This window comes from Clavibacter rahimiani (genome assembly GCF_052654495.1).
Window position 1 is genome coordinate 147,756 of record NZ_CP199790.1, and the last position, 17,308, is coordinate 165,063.

At 73.8% G+C, this 17,308-nt stretch carries 19 protein-coding genes; 2 read left to right on the top strand and 17 right to left on the bottom strand.

Annotated features, from left to right (window positions below; all coding sequences use genetic code 11):
- Positions 1-53: 53 nt before the first annotated feature.
- Together ACT7CP_RS00705 and ACT7CP_RS00710 are read right to left on the bottom strand one after the other, a co-directional pair.
- Complete coding sequence (locus ACT7CP_RS00705; protein WP_413961973.1) at positions 54-746, bottom strand: hypothetical protein; 693 nt, start codon at positions 744-746, stop codon at positions 54-56.
- Between the two features lie 131 nt (positions 747-877).
- A complete protein-coding gene (locus ACT7CP_RS00710; protein WP_445442960.1) occupies positions 878-1,543 on the bottom strand; it encodes an HAD-IA family hydrolase in 666 nt (221 codons plus the stop codon).
- Between the two features lie 127 nt (positions 1,544-1,670).
- Between ACT7CP_RS00710 and ACT7CP_RS00715 the strand changes: the two genes are divergently transcribed.
- Complete coding sequence (locus tag ACT7CP_RS00715; RefSeq protein WP_413961975.1) at positions 1,671-2,804, top strand: FAD-dependent oxidoreductase; 1,134 nt, start codon at positions 1,671-1,673, stop codon at positions 2,802-2,804.
- A gap of 63 nt (positions 2,805-2,867) precedes the next feature.
- Here the strand turns inward: ACT7CP_RS00715 and ACT7CP_RS00720 are convergent, their stop codons facing one another.
- Positions 2,868-3,545 carry a coiled-coil domain-containing protein gene (locus ACT7CP_RS00720; RefSeq protein ID WP_445442961.1) on the bottom strand — a complete coding sequence of 226 codons (678 nt, stop codon included), beginning with the start codon at positions 3,543-3,545 and terminating at the stop codon, positions 2,868-2,870.
- A 138-nt stretch (positions 3,546-3,683) separates the two neighbouring features.
- Positions 3,684-4,643, bottom strand: coding sequence for an acetylxylan esterase (locus ACT7CP_RS00725; RefSeq protein WP_445442962.1), 960 nt, complete (start codon positions 4,641-4,643; stop codon positions 3,684-3,686).
- A gap of 148 nt (positions 4,644-4,791) precedes the next feature.
- Here ACT7CP_RS00725 and ACT7CP_RS00730 point away from each other — a divergent pair, with 148 nt between their 5' ends.
- The gene (locus ACT7CP_RS00730; RefSeq protein WP_413961978.1) at positions 4,792-5,799 is read left to right on the top strand and encodes an LLM class flavin-dependent oxidoreductase; all 1,008 of its coding nucleotides are present in this window, start codon (positions 4,792-4,794) and stop codon (positions 5,797-5,799) included.
- A 108-nt stretch (positions 5,800-5,907) separates the two neighbouring features.
- Here the strand turns inward: ACT7CP_RS00730 and ACT7CP_RS00735 are convergent, their stop codons facing one another.
- From ACT7CP_RS00735 to ACT7CP_RS00795, 13 genes are all read right to left on the bottom strand, one after another.
- Positions 5,908-7,743, bottom strand: coding sequence for an APC family permease (locus ACT7CP_RS00735; RefSeq protein WP_445444002.1), 1,836 nt, complete (start codon positions 7,741-7,743; stop codon positions 5,908-5,910).
- 339 nt (positions 7,744-8,082) lie between these two features.
- On the bottom strand, positions 8,083-8,478 hold the full coding sequence (locus ACT7CP_RS00740; RefSeq protein ID WP_445442963.1) for a hypothetical protein: 396 nt from the start codon (positions 8,476-8,478) through the stop codon (positions 8,083-8,085).
- Positions 8,479-8,554: 76 nt separating this feature from the next.
- Positions 8,555-8,830, bottom strand: coding sequence for a hypothetical protein (locus ACT7CP_RS00745; protein ID WP_445442964.1), 276 nt, complete (start codon positions 8,828-8,830; stop codon positions 8,555-8,557).
- A gap of 162 nt (positions 8,831-8,992) precedes the next feature.
- Positions 8,993-9,457, bottom strand: coding sequence for a Fur family transcriptional regulator (locus tag ACT7CP_RS00750; protein ID WP_445442965.1), 465 nt, complete (start codon positions 9,455-9,457; stop codon positions 8,993-8,995).
- Between the two features lie 68 nt (positions 9,458-9,525).
- On the bottom strand, positions 9,526-10,389 hold the full coding sequence (locus ACT7CP_RS00755) for a type II secretion system F family protein (RefSeq protein WP_445442966.1): 864 nt from the start codon (positions 10,387-10,389) through the stop codon (positions 9,526-9,528).
- A 14-nt stretch (positions 10,390-10,403) separates the two neighbouring features.
- Positions 10,404-11,336 carry a type II secretion system F family protein gene (locus tag ACT7CP_RS00760; protein ID WP_413961984.1) on the bottom strand — a complete coding sequence of 311 codons (933 nt, stop codon included), beginning with the start codon at positions 11,334-11,336 and terminating at the stop codon, positions 10,404-10,406.
- Positions 11,333-12,733, bottom strand: coding sequence for a TadA family conjugal transfer-associated ATPase (locus ACT7CP_RS00765; protein WP_445442967.1), 1,401 nt, complete (start codon positions 12,731-12,733; stop codon positions 11,333-11,335). The genes ACT7CP_RS00760 and ACT7CP_RS00765 overlap by 4 nt, the downstream gene beginning before the upstream one ends.
- Positions 12,730-13,956, bottom strand: a complete 1,227-nt coding sequence (locus ACT7CP_RS00770; RefSeq protein ID WP_445442968.1) for a CpaE/TadZ family protein — start codon at positions 13,954-13,956, stop codon at positions 12,730-12,732. The genes ACT7CP_RS00765 and ACT7CP_RS00770 overlap by 4 nt, the downstream gene beginning before the upstream one ends.
- Positions 13,953-14,705 carry a Flp pilus assembly protein CpaB gene (cpaB, locus tag ACT7CP_RS00775; RefSeq protein ID WP_445442969.1) on the bottom strand — a complete coding sequence of 251 codons (753 nt, stop codon included), beginning with the start codon at positions 14,703-14,705 and terminating at the stop codon, positions 13,953-13,955. Before cpaB ends, ACT7CP_RS00770 begins: the two co-directional genes overlap by 4 nt.
- Positions 14,706-14,713: 8 nt before the next feature.
- Complete coding sequence (locus tag ACT7CP_RS00780; RefSeq protein WP_445442970.1) at positions 14,714-15,742, bottom strand: pilus assembly protein TadG-related protein; 1,029 nt, start codon at positions 15,740-15,742, stop codon at positions 14,714-14,716.
- A complete protein-coding gene (locus ACT7CP_RS00785) occupies positions 15,739-16,122 on the bottom strand; it encodes a TadE/TadG family type IV pilus assembly protein (protein WP_445442971.1) in 384 nt (127 codons plus the stop codon). The genes ACT7CP_RS00780 and ACT7CP_RS00785 overlap by 4 nt, the downstream gene beginning before the upstream one ends.
- A gap of 80 nt (positions 16,123-16,202) precedes the next feature.
- On the bottom strand, positions 16,203-16,430 hold the full coding sequence (locus tag ACT7CP_RS00790) for a Flp family type IVb pilin (RefSeq protein WP_445442972.1): 228 nt from the start codon (positions 16,428-16,430) through the stop codon (positions 16,203-16,205).
- 204 nt (positions 16,431-16,634) lie between these two features.
- Positions 16,635-17,255 carry a prepilin peptidase gene (locus ACT7CP_RS00795; RefSeq protein ID WP_445442973.1) on the bottom strand — a complete coding sequence of 207 codons (621 nt, stop codon included), beginning with the start codon at positions 17,253-17,255 and terminating at the stop codon, positions 16,635-16,637.
- Between the last annotated feature and the right edge of the window lie 53 nt (positions 17,256-17,308).

Here is a 17,308-nt window from a genome sequence, read left to right on the forward strand (position 1 = left end):
GCGGCGTCACGCCCGGACGTCCCCGTCCGGACGTCGCGCCGCCGGGCGCACCGCTACTCGCAGTGCGAGTTCCAGTCGTCGGGGAGCTTGATGTAGAGGCCCTTGCCGTTGCAGAGGTGGGAGCTCTTCAGGACCTCCGTGATGCCGCCCATGAAGACGCCGATGATGGCGCACGTCACGCGGGAGATGTCGAAGAACGCGCAGATCGCGATCGCCGCGGCGCCGGCGCTGACGGTGATGAGGCCACGGAGCCACGCGTTGTTGAGGTAGATGGTGAACCAGTGGATCAGGTGGTTCCACCAGTGCTTCGACTCCAGGATCTCCGCGCCCTTGTTCGCGGGGACCACGCGGGTGCCGCTGTCCGCGCCCTTCAGGCTGTCCCGGGCGGCCCGCATCCTCGGGTCCGCCTGCGCGGCCGCGTTCAGCTGCTCGACCTGCGGGGCGGCCTTCGTGCTCTGCTCGGCCGACAGGTCGATCCAGTTGTCGATGTGCTGGCCGTGCACGTCGATGCCGGTGCTGGCCGCGTGGACGATGTCGGCCTCGGTGATCTTCCCGGACTTCATGTCGTCGAGGATGTGCCCGCTCTCGATGGAGTGGCCCACACGGGCCTCCGGGGAGCGGGGGTCGACGGAGGCGAAGGCCCCGCTGCCGGGAGCGGCGATGACGAGCCCGAGGGTGGTCACGGCGCCGATGGCGACGGTGGTCAGGATGGAGCGGGTGGGGCGGGTCCGGCGGATGCTGGACATGCGGGAGTCCTCTCTATAGGGGGCGGCGGGCGCCGCCCTCGCACGGTAGGGGGCGCCGGCTCCCCCTCCGGAGGGTCTCCGCGGTCGCGGGCCTTAACGCCAGACGAACGTCTGACGAGACGGCCCGGAGCTCAGCCGGCGGCGCCCGGGAGCGTGAGCGTGAGGATCCCGTCGCGCACCTCGACGGTCGTGCCGCGGTGGTCGCGGACGCGGGGGAGGCCGACGGTCGCGTCGCTCTCGTGGTCGCCGACGACGACCACGCGCATGCCCGCGGCGAGTCCTGCGCGGATACCCGCCTCGGCGTCCTCGTAGACGATCGCGTCCGCGGGATCCACGCCGAGGCGCGCCGCCGCGAGCAGATAGCCGGACGGGTCGGGCTTGCCGGCCGTGACGTCCTCGGCGGTGACCGCGACGTCGGGCACGCGGATCCCGGCGCCCTCCAGCCGAGCGCGCGCGAGGGCGAGGCCGGCGCTCGTGACGAGGGCGTGGGATCCGGCGGGCAGCGCGGCGACGAGGTCGCGGGCGCCGGGGATCTCGACGGTGGCGGGGCTGCCGTCGAGCTCCAGGCGGTCGAGCTCGGCGAGGAGGGCGGGCACGTCGCTGCCGGCCGGGGCGAAGCGGGCGATGCTGTCGGCGGCGCGCACGCCGTGGATCCGGCGGATGAGATCGGCCGGGTCGTGGCCGAAGCGCCGGGCGAGCATGGTCCAGATCTCCTCCACGAGCGCGGTCGAGTCGACCAGCGTCCCGTCCATGTCGAGGAGGAGCGCGCGGGCGGTGAGCGTGACGGGGGAGGACATGCGTCCATCCTCCCGGACGGGTGGGCGCGGCGGCCCTGCGGGGTTGCGCACCGGACCGCTTACGGCTCCCGCCGGGCCCGGTCGTCGGGAGCGCGCGCCCGTAGCCTGGAGCGATGCGGGGATCACGGTGACGGCGCGCGGACGCACGGCGCACCACGTCGTCATCGGGGCCGGGCTCGCCGGCGCGGCGACCGCGTGGCAGCTCGCGAGCCGCGGCCACGAGGTCACGGTGCTGGAGCGCGACCGGCCCGCGAGCATGCTCGGCAGCTCGCACGGATCCGCCCGCATCGTCCGGTACGCCTACCCCGATCCCTTCTACGTGCGCCTGATGCGCGACGCCCGCGTGCTCTGGGACCGCCTCGAGCGCACCACGGGCGTGCGGCTCGTCACGCCCACCGGGGCCGTCGACTCCGGGCTCGTCCGCCGTCCGGCCGAGCTCGCGCGCGTGCTCGAGCGCGTCGGCATCGACCACGAGCTGATGTCGGCCCGCGAGGCCGCCGACCGCTGGCCCGAGATGGCGTTCGACTCCGACGTGCTCTGGCACCCGGCCGCGGGCGTCCTCGACGCGGAGGCCGCGGTGACCACCATGCTCGACCTGGCCGTCGCCCACGGGGCCGTCGTGCACGCGGGCTTCGAGGTGACGGGGGTCGAGCGCATCGGCGCGGGCTTCGCCGTGACCGCGGACGACGGCCGCCGCGTCGAGGGTGACGGCCTGATCGTGGGCGCGGGCGCCTGGCTGCCCGACCTCCTCGGCGACCTGCCGCTGCCGCGCGCCGCGCTCGACCGGATCCCGCCGCTGCGCGTGCGCCAGGAGCAGGTGTTCCACTTCGCCTACATGGACGGGCCGCCGTCGCGCCCGGTCCCGACCTCCATCCACATGGACGAGCGCATGCCCGTCTACGCGCTCCCCGGCGGACGCGACGTGGAGGGCCGGGGACACAAGGTCGCCGAGTTCGACGGCGGGCGGGTGATCCCGTCGGCCGCGCACCAGGACGGCGTCGTGGATCCCGCCAACCGCGCCCGCGTCGTCGACTGGGTGCGCCGGAACCTCCCGGGCGTGGAGCCCGTGCCGTACGCCGAGGCCACGTGCCTGTTCACGAGCACGCCCACCGAGGACTTCGTGATCGACCGGGTGGAGGGCATCACGATCGTCTCGCCGTGCTCCGGTCACGGCGCCAAGTTCGCGCCGCTCGTCGGCAGCCTCGCGGCGGATGCGGCGACCGGCGAGCGCGTCGAGCCGCGGTTCGCGCTCGCGCCCTGATCCGCGGACCGCGCGGTCGCGTCGTCGGCGCGATCCCGCCGCCCGGACGGATCCGCCGCCCGCTCAGGCCTCCTGCGCGCTGCTCCGGCCGCCCGTGCGGACGCGGACGCGCCCCGACCCCCGCGCCTCGGCGCGCTCCGCCACCCGCTCGCGGTCGGCGGCCAGGCGCGCGAGCTCGTCGCGGAGCTCGCCCACGCGCTCGTCGCGCCCCTCCTCCGGGAACGCGCCGGGCAGCAGCTGCGGCGCCAACCGGGCGCGCACGATCTGCTCGAGCGCCGAGTCGCGCGCGATGACGAGCACCTCGCGGAGCGCCTCCGGGTCCCGCGAGAGGGCGCCGAGCCGCTCCACGATCTCCTCCGCGATCTCAGCGCGCAGCCGGAGCCCCGGCACGTCGCCCTCGCGGTAGTCGTCGGGCCGCTTGCCCTTGCCCTCGCGCAGCGCCGCGCGGTCGCGGGCCATGCGCAGCCGCTCGGCCTCGCCGCGCTTCTCGCCGATGAGCTCGGCCAGCTCGCCGCGGAGCGCCTCGATGAGCGACTCCTCGTCGAACGGGCGGCGCTCCCGGAGCGTGCGCAGGATGATCCGGTTCTCCATCTGGAGCCGGAGCGCGACGCCGACGAGCAGCAGCGCCTCCTCGATCAGCACCTCCTTCTGGGCCGGATCCGCGGCGACGCGGGCGGCCACGGAGGGCGGCGGGGCGCCGGGCTTGGAGGGCTTCGCGGGGCGGATGCGGGGCCGGGGCATGACGTCCTCCCGCTCCGCTCGCTCCACCGGCGAGGTCCTCCCAGGGTACGCGGAACCCCCGACGACCGGGCGGGTCGCGCCCCCGTTCCGGGAGCGGATCCGGGCGCCCCGCGGCCGCCCACCGGCCCGGGCCCGGGGTCAGCCCAGCCGCGCCCGGAGGAACGCGATCGTCCCGAGCTCGTCGTCGATCCCGCCGCCGTCGTGGCCGTTGTACTCCCACTCGACGATCTCCTTCTCGCCCGCGTACGCGTTGAACGCGCCGTAGACGGTGGAGGGCGGGCAGGTCGCGTCCATGAGCCCCACCGAGAAGCGGGCGGGCGCGGTGGCGCGGCGCGAGAACGCGACGCCGTCGAAGTAGCGGAGCACGGCGTGCACGTCCTCGCCGCGGCCCCGGTGCGTCTTCAGGTAGTCGACGACCTCGTGGTACGGGTACGCGTCGGTGATGTGCGTGGCCCGCTCGATGTCGCAGAGGAACGGCACGTACGCGGAGACCGCGGCCAGGTCGTCGCGCAGCCCGGCGACCGCGAGCGCCATGCCGCCGCCCTGGCTGCCGCCCTGTACGGCGATGCGGGCGGGATCCACGACGTCGAGCGACCGCGCCACGTCGACCGCGCGCACCGCGTCGGTGAAGAGGCGGCGGTAGTAGTAGGACTCGCGGGAGGCGATCCCGCGGGTCATGAAGCCGGGGATCGCGGGTCCGGCCTCGCCGTGGTCGGCGGTGTCGCCGGCGCTCCAGTACGAGCCCTGGCCGCGGGTGTCCATCTGCAGGTGCGCGAAGCCGGCGGCCGCGTAGATCAACGTCTCCTCGGCACGTCCCCGGCCGCCGCCGTAGCCGACGTACGAGACCACGGTGGGCAGCGGTCCGGTGGCGCCGGCCGGGGTGCGGAGCCAGGCGCGCACGTCGGTGCCGCCGGATCCCGCGAAGGTCACGTCCTGCACGTCGACGAGCGCGAGGTCGGTGTCGACCGGGGCGAGGCGCACGTCGAGGTCGTGCCGCCCGGCCTCCTCGAGGGTGCCGGCCCAGAACGCGTCGAAGTCCTCCGGGTCGACGTGGCTGCTGACGTGCGCGCGGGCGGCGTCGACGGGTTCGATGAGCATGGGTCCTCCGGGCGTTCGGCGGTGGGCGGGCGATCGGCGTCCCGCGCGCCCGTCGGGCCGCGTCGCCTCGCCCATTCTGTCCTCCGCGACGGCGCGCGGGGCGGATCCGGGACGGAACACCTGACGGGGTCGCGGTGTTGGGGTGAGCATGACCGTCCCGCTCTCCATCCTCGACCTCGCCCCCATCGCCCCCGGGGAGACCGCCCGCGACAGCTTCGCCGCCTCCGTCGCCCTCGCCCAGCAGGCCGAGCGCAGCGGATACCGACGCGTCTGGTACGCCGAGCACCACAACATGGCCTCCATCGCGTCGAGCGCGACGTCGGTGCTCATCGCGCACGTCGCCAGCCAGACGTCGACGATCCGCCTCGGCGCGGGCGGCGTCATGCTGCCGAACCACTCGCCGCTCACCATCGCGGAGCAGTTCGGCACGCTCGAGACGCTGCACCCGGGCCGCATCGACCTCGGCCTCGGCCGCGCCCCCGGCAGCGACCAGGCCACGTTCCGGGCGCTCCGCCGCGACCCCGCGTCGTCCGACCGGTTCCCCGAGGACGTCGTCGAGCTGCAGGCCTTCCTCGCGGGCGAGAGCCAGATCCCGGGCGTCGCCGCGACCCCCGGCGCCGGCACCCGCGTGCCGCTCTACATCCTCGGATCCTCCCTCTTCGGCGCCCAGCTCGCGGCGGCCCTCGGCCTGCCGTACGCCTTCGCCTCGCACTTCGCGCCCGACGCCCTGCTCGACGCGGTGGCCATCTACCGCCGCGACTTCCGGCCGTCCGCGCAGCTCGACGAGCCGTACGCGATCGCGGGCATCAACGCCATCGCGGCCGACGACCGCGGCGACGCGGAGCGCCAGTTCGACGAGGTCCGCCGGGCGCGCCTCATGATGCTGCTCCGCCAGAGCGGCCAGATCCCCGCGAGCCAGACCTTCACCGACGACGAGCTCGACCGGCTCCTCGAGGCGCCCGTCGGCGCGCACGTCGCCAGCATGATGACCTACACGGGCGTCGGCACGGGCGCCGAGGTGTCCGACTACGCGACGCGGTTCGCCCAGGAGGCGGGCGTCGACGAGGTCATCGTCGGGCACGCCTCGCTGCGCACGCCCGAGCGCCTCCGCTCCGTCGAGCTGCTCGCGGACGCGCACGCGCTCGTGGCGGCCTGACGCCCGACGCGGGCGCGCGTGACGCACGGCGCCTGACGCCTGACGCCTGACGCACGAGAGGGGCCGGATCCACGGATCCGGCCCCTCCCGTGCATCACCCGCCGGGCGTCAGCTCACGTGCACGTCCGGCCGCCGCGACCGCACCGGCTCGGCCCGCCGCAGCACCTCGCGAGTGACCGGGGCGACCTCGCCCGTGCCCGTCACGAGGAAGCGGAGCAGGTTGCCCACGGGCGATCCCTCCGTCCACTCGAAGTAGACGCCGGGCTTCACGCCCGTGAGGTCGCGCACGGCGAGGAGCACGGCCGCGATCGTGTTCGGCACGTTGCCGCTCGTGACCTGGAGCACGCGGAAGCCGCAGCGCACGATCCCGCGCACCACGAGGTCCTCCTCGAACTCCGACGAGTCGCCGGGGGTGACCTCGAGGAAGATCACGGGCGCGCGCGCCGGGATCCCGCTGTCGCGCCGCTCGTCGCTCGCCTTCCGGCGGTACTCGGCGATGCGCTCCTCCTCCGTCAGGGCCTCGTCGGGCTCGTCCGGCTCGTGGGCGATGATGCTCACCGCGCCGTAGTCCTCCGCATCCTCCAGGACGAAGGCGCGGGCCCGCTCGTCCATCGTCAGCGAGGTGGCGCGCAGCTGGAACGAGCGCTGCACGCGGCTGACGATCGACACCGCGAGGATCCCGAGGATGAACAGCGCCGCGATCCGCACGCCGTCCGGCCGCTCGATCACGTTGACCACGGTCGTGTAGGCGAACACCGTCGCGATGGCCGCGAAGCCGACCGTGCGCTTGCGCTGCCCGGCCTTCCGCGCCGACAGCGTCACCGCGACCGAGGCCGAGGTGATCAGCACGAGCACGCCGGTCGCGTAGGCGCCCGCCTGCGCGTCCACGTCGGCCTGGAACACGAGCGTCACGATCACGGCGATGGCCGTGAAGACGAGCACGAGCGGGCGCACCGCGGCGGCCCAGTGCGGCGCCATGCCGTAGCGCGGGAGGTAGCGCGGCACGATGTTGAGGAGGCCCGCCATGGCGGAGGCGCCCGCGAACCAGAGGATGCAGATCGTGCTGATGTCGTAGAGCGTGCCGAAGCCGTCGCCGAGGAAGTCGTGGGCGAGGTAGGCGAGCGCCCGCCCGCTGGCCTTGCCGCCGTCCTGGAACTCGGCCTGCGGGATCAGCAGGGTCGTGACGAAGCTCGACGTGATGAGGAACGCGCTCATGATGAGCGCCGCCGTCGCGAGCAGCCGCTTCGTGCCGTGGATGCGCGTGCGCGGCACCCCGTCGGCGTCGTCCTCGCCGCGCACCTGCGGCATCACGGCGACGCCCGTCTCGAAGCCGGAGAGGCCGAGCGCGAGCTTCGGGAAGACGATGAGCGCGATGCCCACCATCACGAGCGGGTTGCCGTGCTGCGCCGTGAGCGCGAGCCACCAGTCGTCGATCACCTGGACGTTCCCGGCCACGTGGAAGAGCGCGACGACGATCACGATCGCGTTGAGCGCGAGGAACACGCCCACGAGCACGACGGCGATGGAGATCGCCTCGCGGAACCCGCGGAGGAACACGAAGGCGAGCGCGGCCAGCAGCACGAGGGTGAGCAGCACCTCGTTGCCGGCGAACCACGACGGCGCGAACGGGTTCTCGACGGCGTGCGCGGTCGCGTCCGCGGCGGACAGCGTGATGGTGATGAGGAAGTCGGTCGCCGCGAAGCCCAGCAGCACGAGCACGAAGAGCTTGCCGCCCCACCAGGGCAGGAGGCGCTCGAGCATGGCGATGGATCCCTCGCCGCGCGGGCTCTCGCGCGCCACCCGCCGGTAGACGGGGAGGGCGCCGAGGAGCGTCAGGAGGACGAGGACGAGCGTCGCGAGCGGCGACAGCAGGCCCGCGGCGACGGCCGCGATGGCCGGCTGGTAGCCGAGCGTGGAGAAGTAGTCGACGCCCGTGAGGCACATGACGCGCCACCACGAGTGCGTCTTGCCGACGGTCTCGGCGTGCGGGCCGGGGTGGGCGCCGGACGCGCCGGGCAGGCCGTCGAGGAGCCACGCGGTCAGCCCTGCGCGGGCCCGCCGCTGCTCGGGCTCCCGGAGGAGCTCGGTGCCGGTCACGCCGCCGCTCCGGCGCGGGTGCGGCGGGGTTCGGACGTCGAGCAGCCGTGAAACGGGCAGCGCACCGGTGATCCTCCTGCGGCGGCGCCGGGACCCCGTCTCGCGGATGCGACGGTCGGGCCCGGCATCATCGTCGGCCCATCGTGCCACCTCCGGGCGGGAGCGGCGTGCGCGCGCAGGCTGCGGTCATGCGGGCGGGTGGTTCCCGGATGGCCGGGACCTCGCGGGAGCGGAGCGCGGCGGCGCGGGGTCGAACCGGCCGTCGACGAGCACGTAGCGGCGCTCCCCGTCGGCGCCGGGATCCGTGTCGGGCACGCTGATCCACTCCTCCATGTGCAGGGACAGGAGCCGGAACGCGGCCGACCGCGGGCTGACGTGCCGCCAGAGGGTGCGGCCGCTCGGGCCGAGGACGGCGATGGCGCGGGTGACGGATCCGCGGGGGAGGTCCCAGCGCACGGCGGGGAGGCCGTCGGCGCGGTCGACGAGGGCGACCGATGCCGTGGTGAAGCGGGCGGCAGCGAACGACGGCTCCCGGTCCCGCAGGTGCGCGAGGAACAGGCGGCGGTCGTCGTCGGTGTCCATGCGTCGATCATCGTGCGTCCGCATGCGCATGCGCATCCGCATCCGCGTCCGCACCGGCGCAGGCCGCCGTCACCGGTCAGGCGCGCGCGGACCCGTGGGTGTCGGTGTAGCTGCCCACGGCGGCCGGGGCCGCGGGCGTCGTGACGTAGGTGCCGCGGCGCGGGCGACGCATGGCCGCGGGGGAGGAGACGTACGTGCCCTCGCGTCCCGTGGACGCGACGCGCGTCACGTAGCTGCCCCCGAGCGGCGAGGCGGACGGCGCCTCGGCGGAGCGGATCGGGGCGGCAGCGGGGGCCGTGGAGGTCGCGGCCGTGCGGGGATCCTGCGCGGTCCTCTCGAGGGTGAGGCTCATGTCGTGCTCCGTTCGTCGGGTTCGTGCGGTTCGGTGGGTGGTTCGCGGGCGGATCCCGCACGGCGGGCACGCCGAGGCGGACCCGTGCGGCGGGTCGCCGAGGAGGGCGCTCGGCGGAGGGTCCTCCGGTCGAGGCGGGTGCCGCAGCGGTGCGGCCGAGGGTCAGGCGGCCGGTGCTCCGGCGTTCTGCTCCTGGCACCGGCTGCACACGCCGGCGAAGGTGACCTCCGCGGCGATGACGGCGAAGCCGGACGTGTCGGACGGCGTGAGGCACGGCGCCTCGCCGACGACGCAGTCCACGTCCGCCACGGCCCCGCAGCGCACGCACACCAGGTGGTGGTGGTTGTCGCCGACCCGGCTCTCGAAGAGCGCGGGGGACTGCGGCGGGTCGAAGCGGCGGGCGAGCCCGGCGCCGGTGAAGGCCGCGAGGATCCCGTAGACCGCCTGCACCGAGGAGTTCGGGAGGAGGCCGCGGACGCCCGCGAAGATCCCGTCCGCGCTCGAGTGCGGGTTCGCCTGCAGGACCCGGAGCACGGCCACGCGCGGCTCGGTCACCTTGAGCCCGGTGGCCCGGATGGTCCGCCGCAGCTCGTCCACGTCCGGGGTGGGAGGGGGAGCGGCGGCCATGTGACGACTCTAGCCCGTTGTCTTGATCGAATCAAGACACCAGCGGGGACGGACCGGCGGGATCACGGTCAGTCGCCGGACACGACCCGGATCACGGTCGGCCCGAGCACCGCGATGAACAGCACGGGCAGGATGAAGAGCATCAGCGGGAAGAGCACCTTGATCGGGATCTGCATCGCCTTCTCCTCGGCCCGCTGCCGCCGCTTCACGCGCATCTCCTTCGCCTGCACGCGGAGGACGGAGCTGATGGCGATGCCGTAGGCGTCCGCCTGCACCACGGCGCGGATGAAGGCGTTGAGGTCGGGCACGTCCGTCCTCCGGGAGAGCGCCTGGTAGGCGTCCCGTCGCGACATCCCCACGGACATGTCCTGGAGCGTGCGGACGAACTCCTCCGCGAGCGGGCCCTTGCCGTTCTCGCCCGCCCGGGTCATGGCGGCCTCGAACCCCAGGCCGGCCTCCACCGCGATGAGCATCTGGTCGAGCGTGTCCGGGAGCTCGAGGCCGATCGCCGTCTGGCGCTCCGTGCCCCTGCTGTGCAGGAGGAGGTCGGGCACGAAGTACCCCACGACGGTGACGAGGGCGACGAGCGCCAGGAGGAGCCCGCCGGGGCGGAGGGCGAGGAGCAGGGCGCCGAGCGCCGCGAGCGCGCCGGCGAGCGCGGGCTTCATGATCACGGCCCGTTCGAGGGACCAGGCGGCCGGCCGGCCGGCGCGCGCGTGGAGGCGGTCGAGCCGGGCCTTCCCCTTCGCGGACACGAGCCGGAGGGCGACCTCGCGCAGCGGGGACTCCGGCCGCTCGTCCACCGGTCCGCCGGCGGACAGGCCGCGTGCGAGGTTCGCCTGCGCCTGCCGGCGGGCGCGCAGGTCCCCCGGCAGCAGCGCGAACGCCGCGATCGGGATGGAGACGGTGATCAGGGCGATGGCCAGGATCACGAGGGGGGCCGTGTTCAGAATCGGAAGCTCACCACCTTGCGCATCCAGAGGCTGCCGATGGAGAGCATCACGGCAGCGGCGGCCATCAGCGCGTAGCCGACGGGACCCTCGGTGAACCGGGCCACGTACGTGGGGGTCGTCAGGGTCAGGATCCCGAGGACGACGAAGGGCAGGGCGAGCAGCACGTAGGCGGACATCTTGCCCTCGGCGCTCAGCGCCGCCACCTGGCGCCGGATCTGGTTGCGCTCGCGGATGGTGTGGCCGACCTCGTCGAGGACGCTGGCGAGGTCCCCGCCGACCTCGCGGTGGATGCCGATCGCCTGCGCGACCCAGCTGAAGTCCTCGCTGCCCATGCGGGCCGCCGTCTCGTCCAGCGCGTCGTTGAGGTCGCGACCCAGGCGGGCCTGGTTGACCACCCGGGCGAACTCCTCGGACGTCGGCGCCTCCGCCTCCCGGGACACCGCGTCGATGGCCCGCAGGAGGCTGTGCCCTGCGCGGAGGCCGCCGGCGAGCAGCTGCAGCGTGTCGTCCAGCTGGTCGGCGAACGCCTTCCGCCTGCGGCCGGTGATGAGGCGGAGGAGCAGCCGCGCGACCACCGGCGTGGCGACGGCCACCAGCACCCCCGCGAGGGGAGCGACGACGAGTCCCGCGACGAGTCCCGCGCTGAGCGACGCCGACGCGATGAGGATGAGGGCCTCGGCGGGGGTGGTCTTGTAGCCCGCGCGCTCCAGGGCGTCGGCGAGGGGTCGCGACCATCCGCGCCGGACGAGCACGGTGCCGATCGCCCCCGCGGTCGCCCCGGTGGCGCGGGTGAGGCCCGTCTCCGGGTCCGTCACGCCGGGCCGCCTCCGCTCGAGGGGGAGCCGGCTGGCGGTCGGGCCGAGGGTTCCGAAGACCACCAGCACCACCGCGAGCAGGCACAGCGCGACGCCGACCGGGAGCATCATCGCGGCCGCCTGTCGCCCGTGCCGAACACGCTCGGCGACAGCTGGATGCCGAGGTCCGCGAAGCGGTCGACGAACCGGGGGCGGACGCCGGTCGAGACGGGCTTGCCGAGGAAGCGGCCGTCCGCGTCGACCCCCGCGGAGTAGTCGAAGACGAACGCGTCCTGCAGGGTCACGATCTCCCCCTCCATGCCCTGCACCTCCGTGACGTGGGTGACGCGGCGGCTGCCGTCGCGCATGCGGGTGAGCTGCACGATGACGTCCACCGCCGAGGCGATCTGCTCGCGGATCGCCCGGAGCGGCAGGTCCATCCCGGCCATGAGCACGAGGGTCTCCAGGCGGGCGACGGCGTCGCGCGGGGAGTTCGCGTGCACGGTGGACAGCGAGCCGTCGTGCCCCGTGTTCATGGCCTGCAGCATGTCGAGGGCCTCGCCGCCGCGGCACTCGCCCACCACGATGCGGTCGGGGCGCATGCGGAGCGAGTTCTTGAGGAGGTCCCGGATGCTGACCTCGCCCCGGCCCTCGATGTTCGCCGGACGGCTCTCCAGCCGGACGACGTGGGACTGCTGCAGCTGCAGCTCCACGGCGTCCTCGATGGTGATGATCCGCTCGCCCTGCGGGATGAACGACGACAGCACGTTGAGCAGGGTCGTCTTCCCGGTGCCGGTGCCGCCGGACACGATGATGTTGAGGTGCGCCTGCACGCAGGCGTCGAGGAGCTCGGCCATCTCGCGCGAGATGGAGCCGAACCCGATGAGGTCCTCCACCTTGAGCGGGTCGGCGGCGAACTTGCGGATGGTGAGCGACGAGCCGTTCACCGCGAGCGGCGGGATGACCGCGTTCACGCGCGACCCGTCCTCGAGCCGGGCGTCCACGAGCGGGGACGACTCGTCGATGCGGCGTCCGACGCGGGAGACGATCCTCTCGATCACCCGGCGCAGCTGCGTCTCGTCGCGGAAGCGGGCGCCGCTGAGGGTGAGCTTCCCGCCGCGCTCGACGAAGATCTGGTCCGGCCCGTTCACCATGATCTCGGTGAGGGAGGGGTCGTCGAGGAGCGCCTGCAGGGGCCCGTAGCCGAGCACGTCGTCGCTGATCTGGCGCACGAGCCGCTGCTTCTCGTCCGCGCTCAGGGGCGCCTGCTCCGCGTCGACGATCTCGGTGAGCACGTCGCGGGCGAAGGCCGCCAGCTCGGACTCCGCCATGTTCGGGTCGCTCATCCGCACGCCGAGCTTCTCGAACAGGGTCGCGCCGACCCGCGACTTGAGGGTCGACAGGGCGTCGACGGCCGGCTCCGCCTTCGCGGCCGGTGCCGGGGGCGCCGCGGGGCGTGCCGCGGCGGCCGGGGTCGACCCCGCGGGGGCGGTCGTGCCGGCGGCGGCGAGCCGGTCGGAGAGCCTCATCGCGCCTCCACCCTCCTGTGCAGTCCCGTGCGGGTCGGCAGCGGCGCGCCCGGGTCGTAGAAGCGGGCGACGGCCTGCAGGGCCTTCGCGGGACGACCCCGCTGGGTCGTGTGCAGCAGCGGCTCGCCCGCGTCCGTCGACTGGGTGATCTGGCGGGCACGCGGGATGACGGCGTCGACCTTGGTGCCGATCGTGGCCTCGATGTCGCGGATCGACAGACCGGCGGAGCGCTCGGCGAGGTTGACGACGATCCGCCGCTTCCCGGGCTCCATCCGGAGGGAGTCGAGCACGTCCATCTCCTTCCGGAGGCCGCGGACGCTCGGGACGTCCATGGTGCACACGAGCAGCACGTCCGTGGCCTTCTCGAGCGCCGCGAGGGTGTGCTCGCCGAGGCCGGGGGCGGAGTCGACCACCACGTAGCGGAACTCCTCGGTGAGCTGGTCGAGGAGGTGCGCGACCTCCTCGCCGCTGATGCGATCCGCCTCCGCCGGGGTGGACGGCGCGCACAGCGCGTAGATCGAGCTGGGGTGCACGCTCAGGTAGGCCTTGAGGACCATGGAGTCCTGCGCGGCCGCGCGGCCCACGGCCTGGGTGAGCGTGTGCTCCGGATCCAGCTGCAGGGCGCTGGCCACGTCGCCGAACTGCGCGTCGAGGTCGACCAGCACGGTCGACATGGGGGCGATCCGCCCGAGCGCGACCGCGAGGTTGGTCGCGATGGTGGTCTTGCCGACCCCGCCCTTCGGGGATGCGACCACGATCACGCGGGTCGCCACGCGGCCCTCGGCTCCCGCGGGCACGCGCTCCGCGGGGGTGGCCCGACGACGGGACGCCGCCGTCTGGCAGACGCGCTCGAGGAGCACGCGGATGGAGTCGCCGTCGCATCCGGGGTCGACGAGGTCGCGCACCCCCGACCGCATGGCCGACAGCGCGAGCTCCGGATCCGCCCGGGCGACGAGCACGACGCTGATCTCCGGCCGCTGGACGTCGAACAGGGCGGCGAGGGCGAGCGCCTGCGGGGCGTCGACGCCGGGCCCGAGGACGACGACGTCCGTGCGCTCCGCGTCGACGGGCCCGGTGCCCGACACGGTGAGCATCTCCGCCGGCGTCTCGGGCAGGAGCGTCGTCGGGAACACGTGCAGCGCGCCGGCGAGCCCGCCGGAGATGGCCCCGCGCACGCGGGCGGTGAAGTCGGCGTCGTCGGTGACGAGGAGGAAGCGGCTCATCGGATCAGGTCCTCGTCGGTCACGAAGGCGCTGCCGTCGTCGGTGTCGTCCTCGGTCTCGAGCGACAGCCACAGCGGCATGCGCTGCGCGGCGTGGATGATGCGCTCCGCGTCCGGCAGCGCGGCGGCGAACGTGATGAGGAGGCCCGACTCCGGGAGCGGAGCCGAGCCGGCCGTCCCCTCGGCGGCCGCTTCCGGGATGGTCGCCGTGGTCGGGGCGCCCTGGACGCCGATCACCAGCACGCGGTGGAATACGTGCCGCGTGGCGGGCACGACCCGCTCGGACGGGTCGATGTCAGCGGGGCTGATGTAGATGCCGACCGTGTCACCGGCCCGGATGCGTCCGCCCACCGCCTGCTCGGGACTGAACGAGACGGTGAACTCCTGCATGTTCGCCGGCGCCGGGATCGTCCCGGGCGCGCTGAGCGACAGCGGGTCCACCAGGCGCGCGGCCAACACGGCCTCGCCCGGCACCAGGTCGACGCCGGTCACGCGACCGGCGAACAGATTCAGGTCGCCGACGGCGTCGTCGGCGACCACGGACCGCGGGACCGCCTTCACGCCGACGGATCCGGCGAGGTCCTCGATGGGGGTGCCGGCGGGGATCGGCGACGTGACCACCAGCACGTCGACGGTCTCGGCCTCGCCGTACGCGCGCTGGTCGGCGCCGCGCACGTAGCCGGCAATCATCACAGCACCCGCGATGGCGAGGACGAGGGCGATCAACGTGCTGATGAGTCGGAGTCTCACGGCGGTTCCTATCTGCTCAGCTCGACGATGGAGGTGCCGAGCGACGGACCGCCGACGCTGAAGCGGTCGTCGAGGGAGACGAAGCTCACGAACCTGCCGATGATCCCCTTGCAGGTCCCCTTGCAGTGCGCGCCCACGTAGGACTGGCTGTTGTACGTGTATCCGGGGAAGTTCCAGCCGAGGAGCCGGAAGGCCGCCCAGCCGCTGATCTGGTAGTAGGCGGAGGTGCCCGTGCCGCCGAGGTCCGAGTAGACGGGCAGCAGGATCACCTCATCGGCCATCCTCGTGAGCAGCGCCGCGCAGCCGGGCGGCAGGCTCACGCCGGTGCTCCCGCTGACGGTCGCCGTCGTGCCGGCCGTGACCCGTGCCTGGCAGTCCCCGGCGGTGTCCTTCAGCCAGCCGAAGCCGCCGGGGAGGACCTTGCCGGACGGGCTCGTGCTGGCGCACGAGACGCCGCCGGAGTCCCCGTGCATGCTGATGACCTGGATGGCCCCGTCGAGCTGGAACACGCAGGGCGCGAAGGTCATGCCGAGGGCCGCGGGACCCGTCAGGGGGCTTCCCCACCGCGCGGTGGCGGTGGCTGCGACCGCCTGTGAGTCGATGCCGAGGACGGGCGCGAACGTCAGCGCGAGCGCACCGGTGCCGTCGCTCTCCCGCGTGCTGGTGGTCACCTCCACGAAGTTCGCCCCGAGCGTGGGGACGGCGACGTTCGCGGCGCCGTCGCCGGAGTTGGCGTTCGCGAACGCCCGGGCGGTCGCGGTGGTGTCGACGCAGCTGCCGTCCGCGCAGTCCTGGGCGATGGCCAGCGCCGCGGCATCGGCGCCGTTCTGCAGCTGGGCCCGCTCGACGTACAGAGCGCCGACGTCAATGGACACCGCGGCGAAGCCGCACAGGGCGACCATGGCCACGGCCACGATGACGCCGACGGCCCCGCGCTCGTCGCGCAGGGACGCCGCGCGACGGGACGGGCGTTCCGTGGCCGGGGCGACCAGGGTGACCTGGGGTTCCCGGGTGGCCCGGGTCCGCGCGGTCGTCATCCACCGCATCGCATCGCCGCCTCTCCTGTGAGGGTCACGCTCGTCCCGAAGAAGCCGGTGAGGAACTCGTGGTCGTACGTGATGGTCGTCACGGAGGTGATGCCCGCCGTGCAGGTGCCGGTGGGCGTGAAGGCGATGTCGGCGTCCGCGAGCGCGGGGTCGAGCCCGGTCGCCGCGGCGCGCACCGCCGTGCGGGCCGTCGCCTGGTCGTTCTCGATGGCCACGGTGCGGGCGCCCTCCCGCGCGGCGTTGGTGAGGGTCAGCTGCGAGTTGAGCACGAGGCTGTACTCCATGATGCCGAGCAGGAGGGCGACGAGGATCGGCAGCAGCAGCGCGAACTCCACCGCGACCGCACCGTCCTCGGAACGGATCTTGTGCATCGTTCCCCCTCGTGGGGGTCGTGTCTCACGGGAGCGCCGCGGCCTCCGCCGTGCGGAGACCGCGGCGCGGGGACCTCGCGTTACGGGGTGGTCGGTGCCGTGGACTTGACGGCGGGCAGCTGGCCGCTCACGCCCTGGAAGAGCGCGGCGAGCTGCGGACCGAGCACGATGAGGACGGTGATGATGGCCACGGCGATGAGGCCGATGATGAGGCCGTACTCCACGGCCGTGGCTCCCTCTTCCTCGCGGGAGAGACGGTCCTTCGTGGTGACGAGCAGGGACTGCAGAGAGACGAGAAGTGACAGCACGATGTGTCCTTTGGTTGGGGTTAACGAGACCTTCACCGAAGTTCACCAGCGCCCGACCTAAGCTTGAGACCTATCGAGCACCGTATCCCCCCGGTTCGCCAATGCTAACCCCGCCGCCATTTCCCGACAGCCCCCGTTCGGGGGACTTGTTCGTTTGGCGGATGAGGGGCTGCCCGATCCGACGCCGGACGGGACATGTGCTGGTCAGCCCCCTGTTCCGACCGCGAGCACCACGCCGGCCCCGAGGAACATGAGGGGGCCGAAGGGGATGCTCGAGGAGCGCGCGACGCGTCGCGTCAGGAGGAGCACCGCACCCACGACGGCCGCTCCGATGAATCCCGCCGCGGCGCCGTAGAGCAATTCCCGCCACCCCTCGAATGCGAGATGGATTCCGATGAACGCGGCGAATTTCACATCCCCCATCCCGAGCCCTCCGGGGGATATCAGCGCGAGCACCAGGAATGTCAGGAAGAGAGCCGCACCGCCGAGGACGACGCGCACCACCTGGCCCACGTCGCCGGAGTGCAGGGCGCCGTCGCGATCGAGGGCGCTGGCCGCCGCGAGGAGGACGAGCGCGACGCCGGTCGCCGGGACCACGATGCGGTTCGGGATGATCCGCAGCCGGAGGTCGACGGCCGACAGCACGACGCCGATCACGACGAAGAACGCGTACGCGAGCGCCGTGACGGTGATCCCGCGCAGCAGGACCACGCCGCCGACCAGGAGGACCGCGAGGACGGCCGTCGCCACCCGCTGGCGGGTCGAGAAGGCCGCGCTGACGAGGATCCGGGGGCCCTGCGGGGGCGGCGGGGGCGTCGTGTCCATCGGGTCGCTCCTGTCGGATCGGGGTTCGACGGGCGCCGTCGACGGCGCCGCGC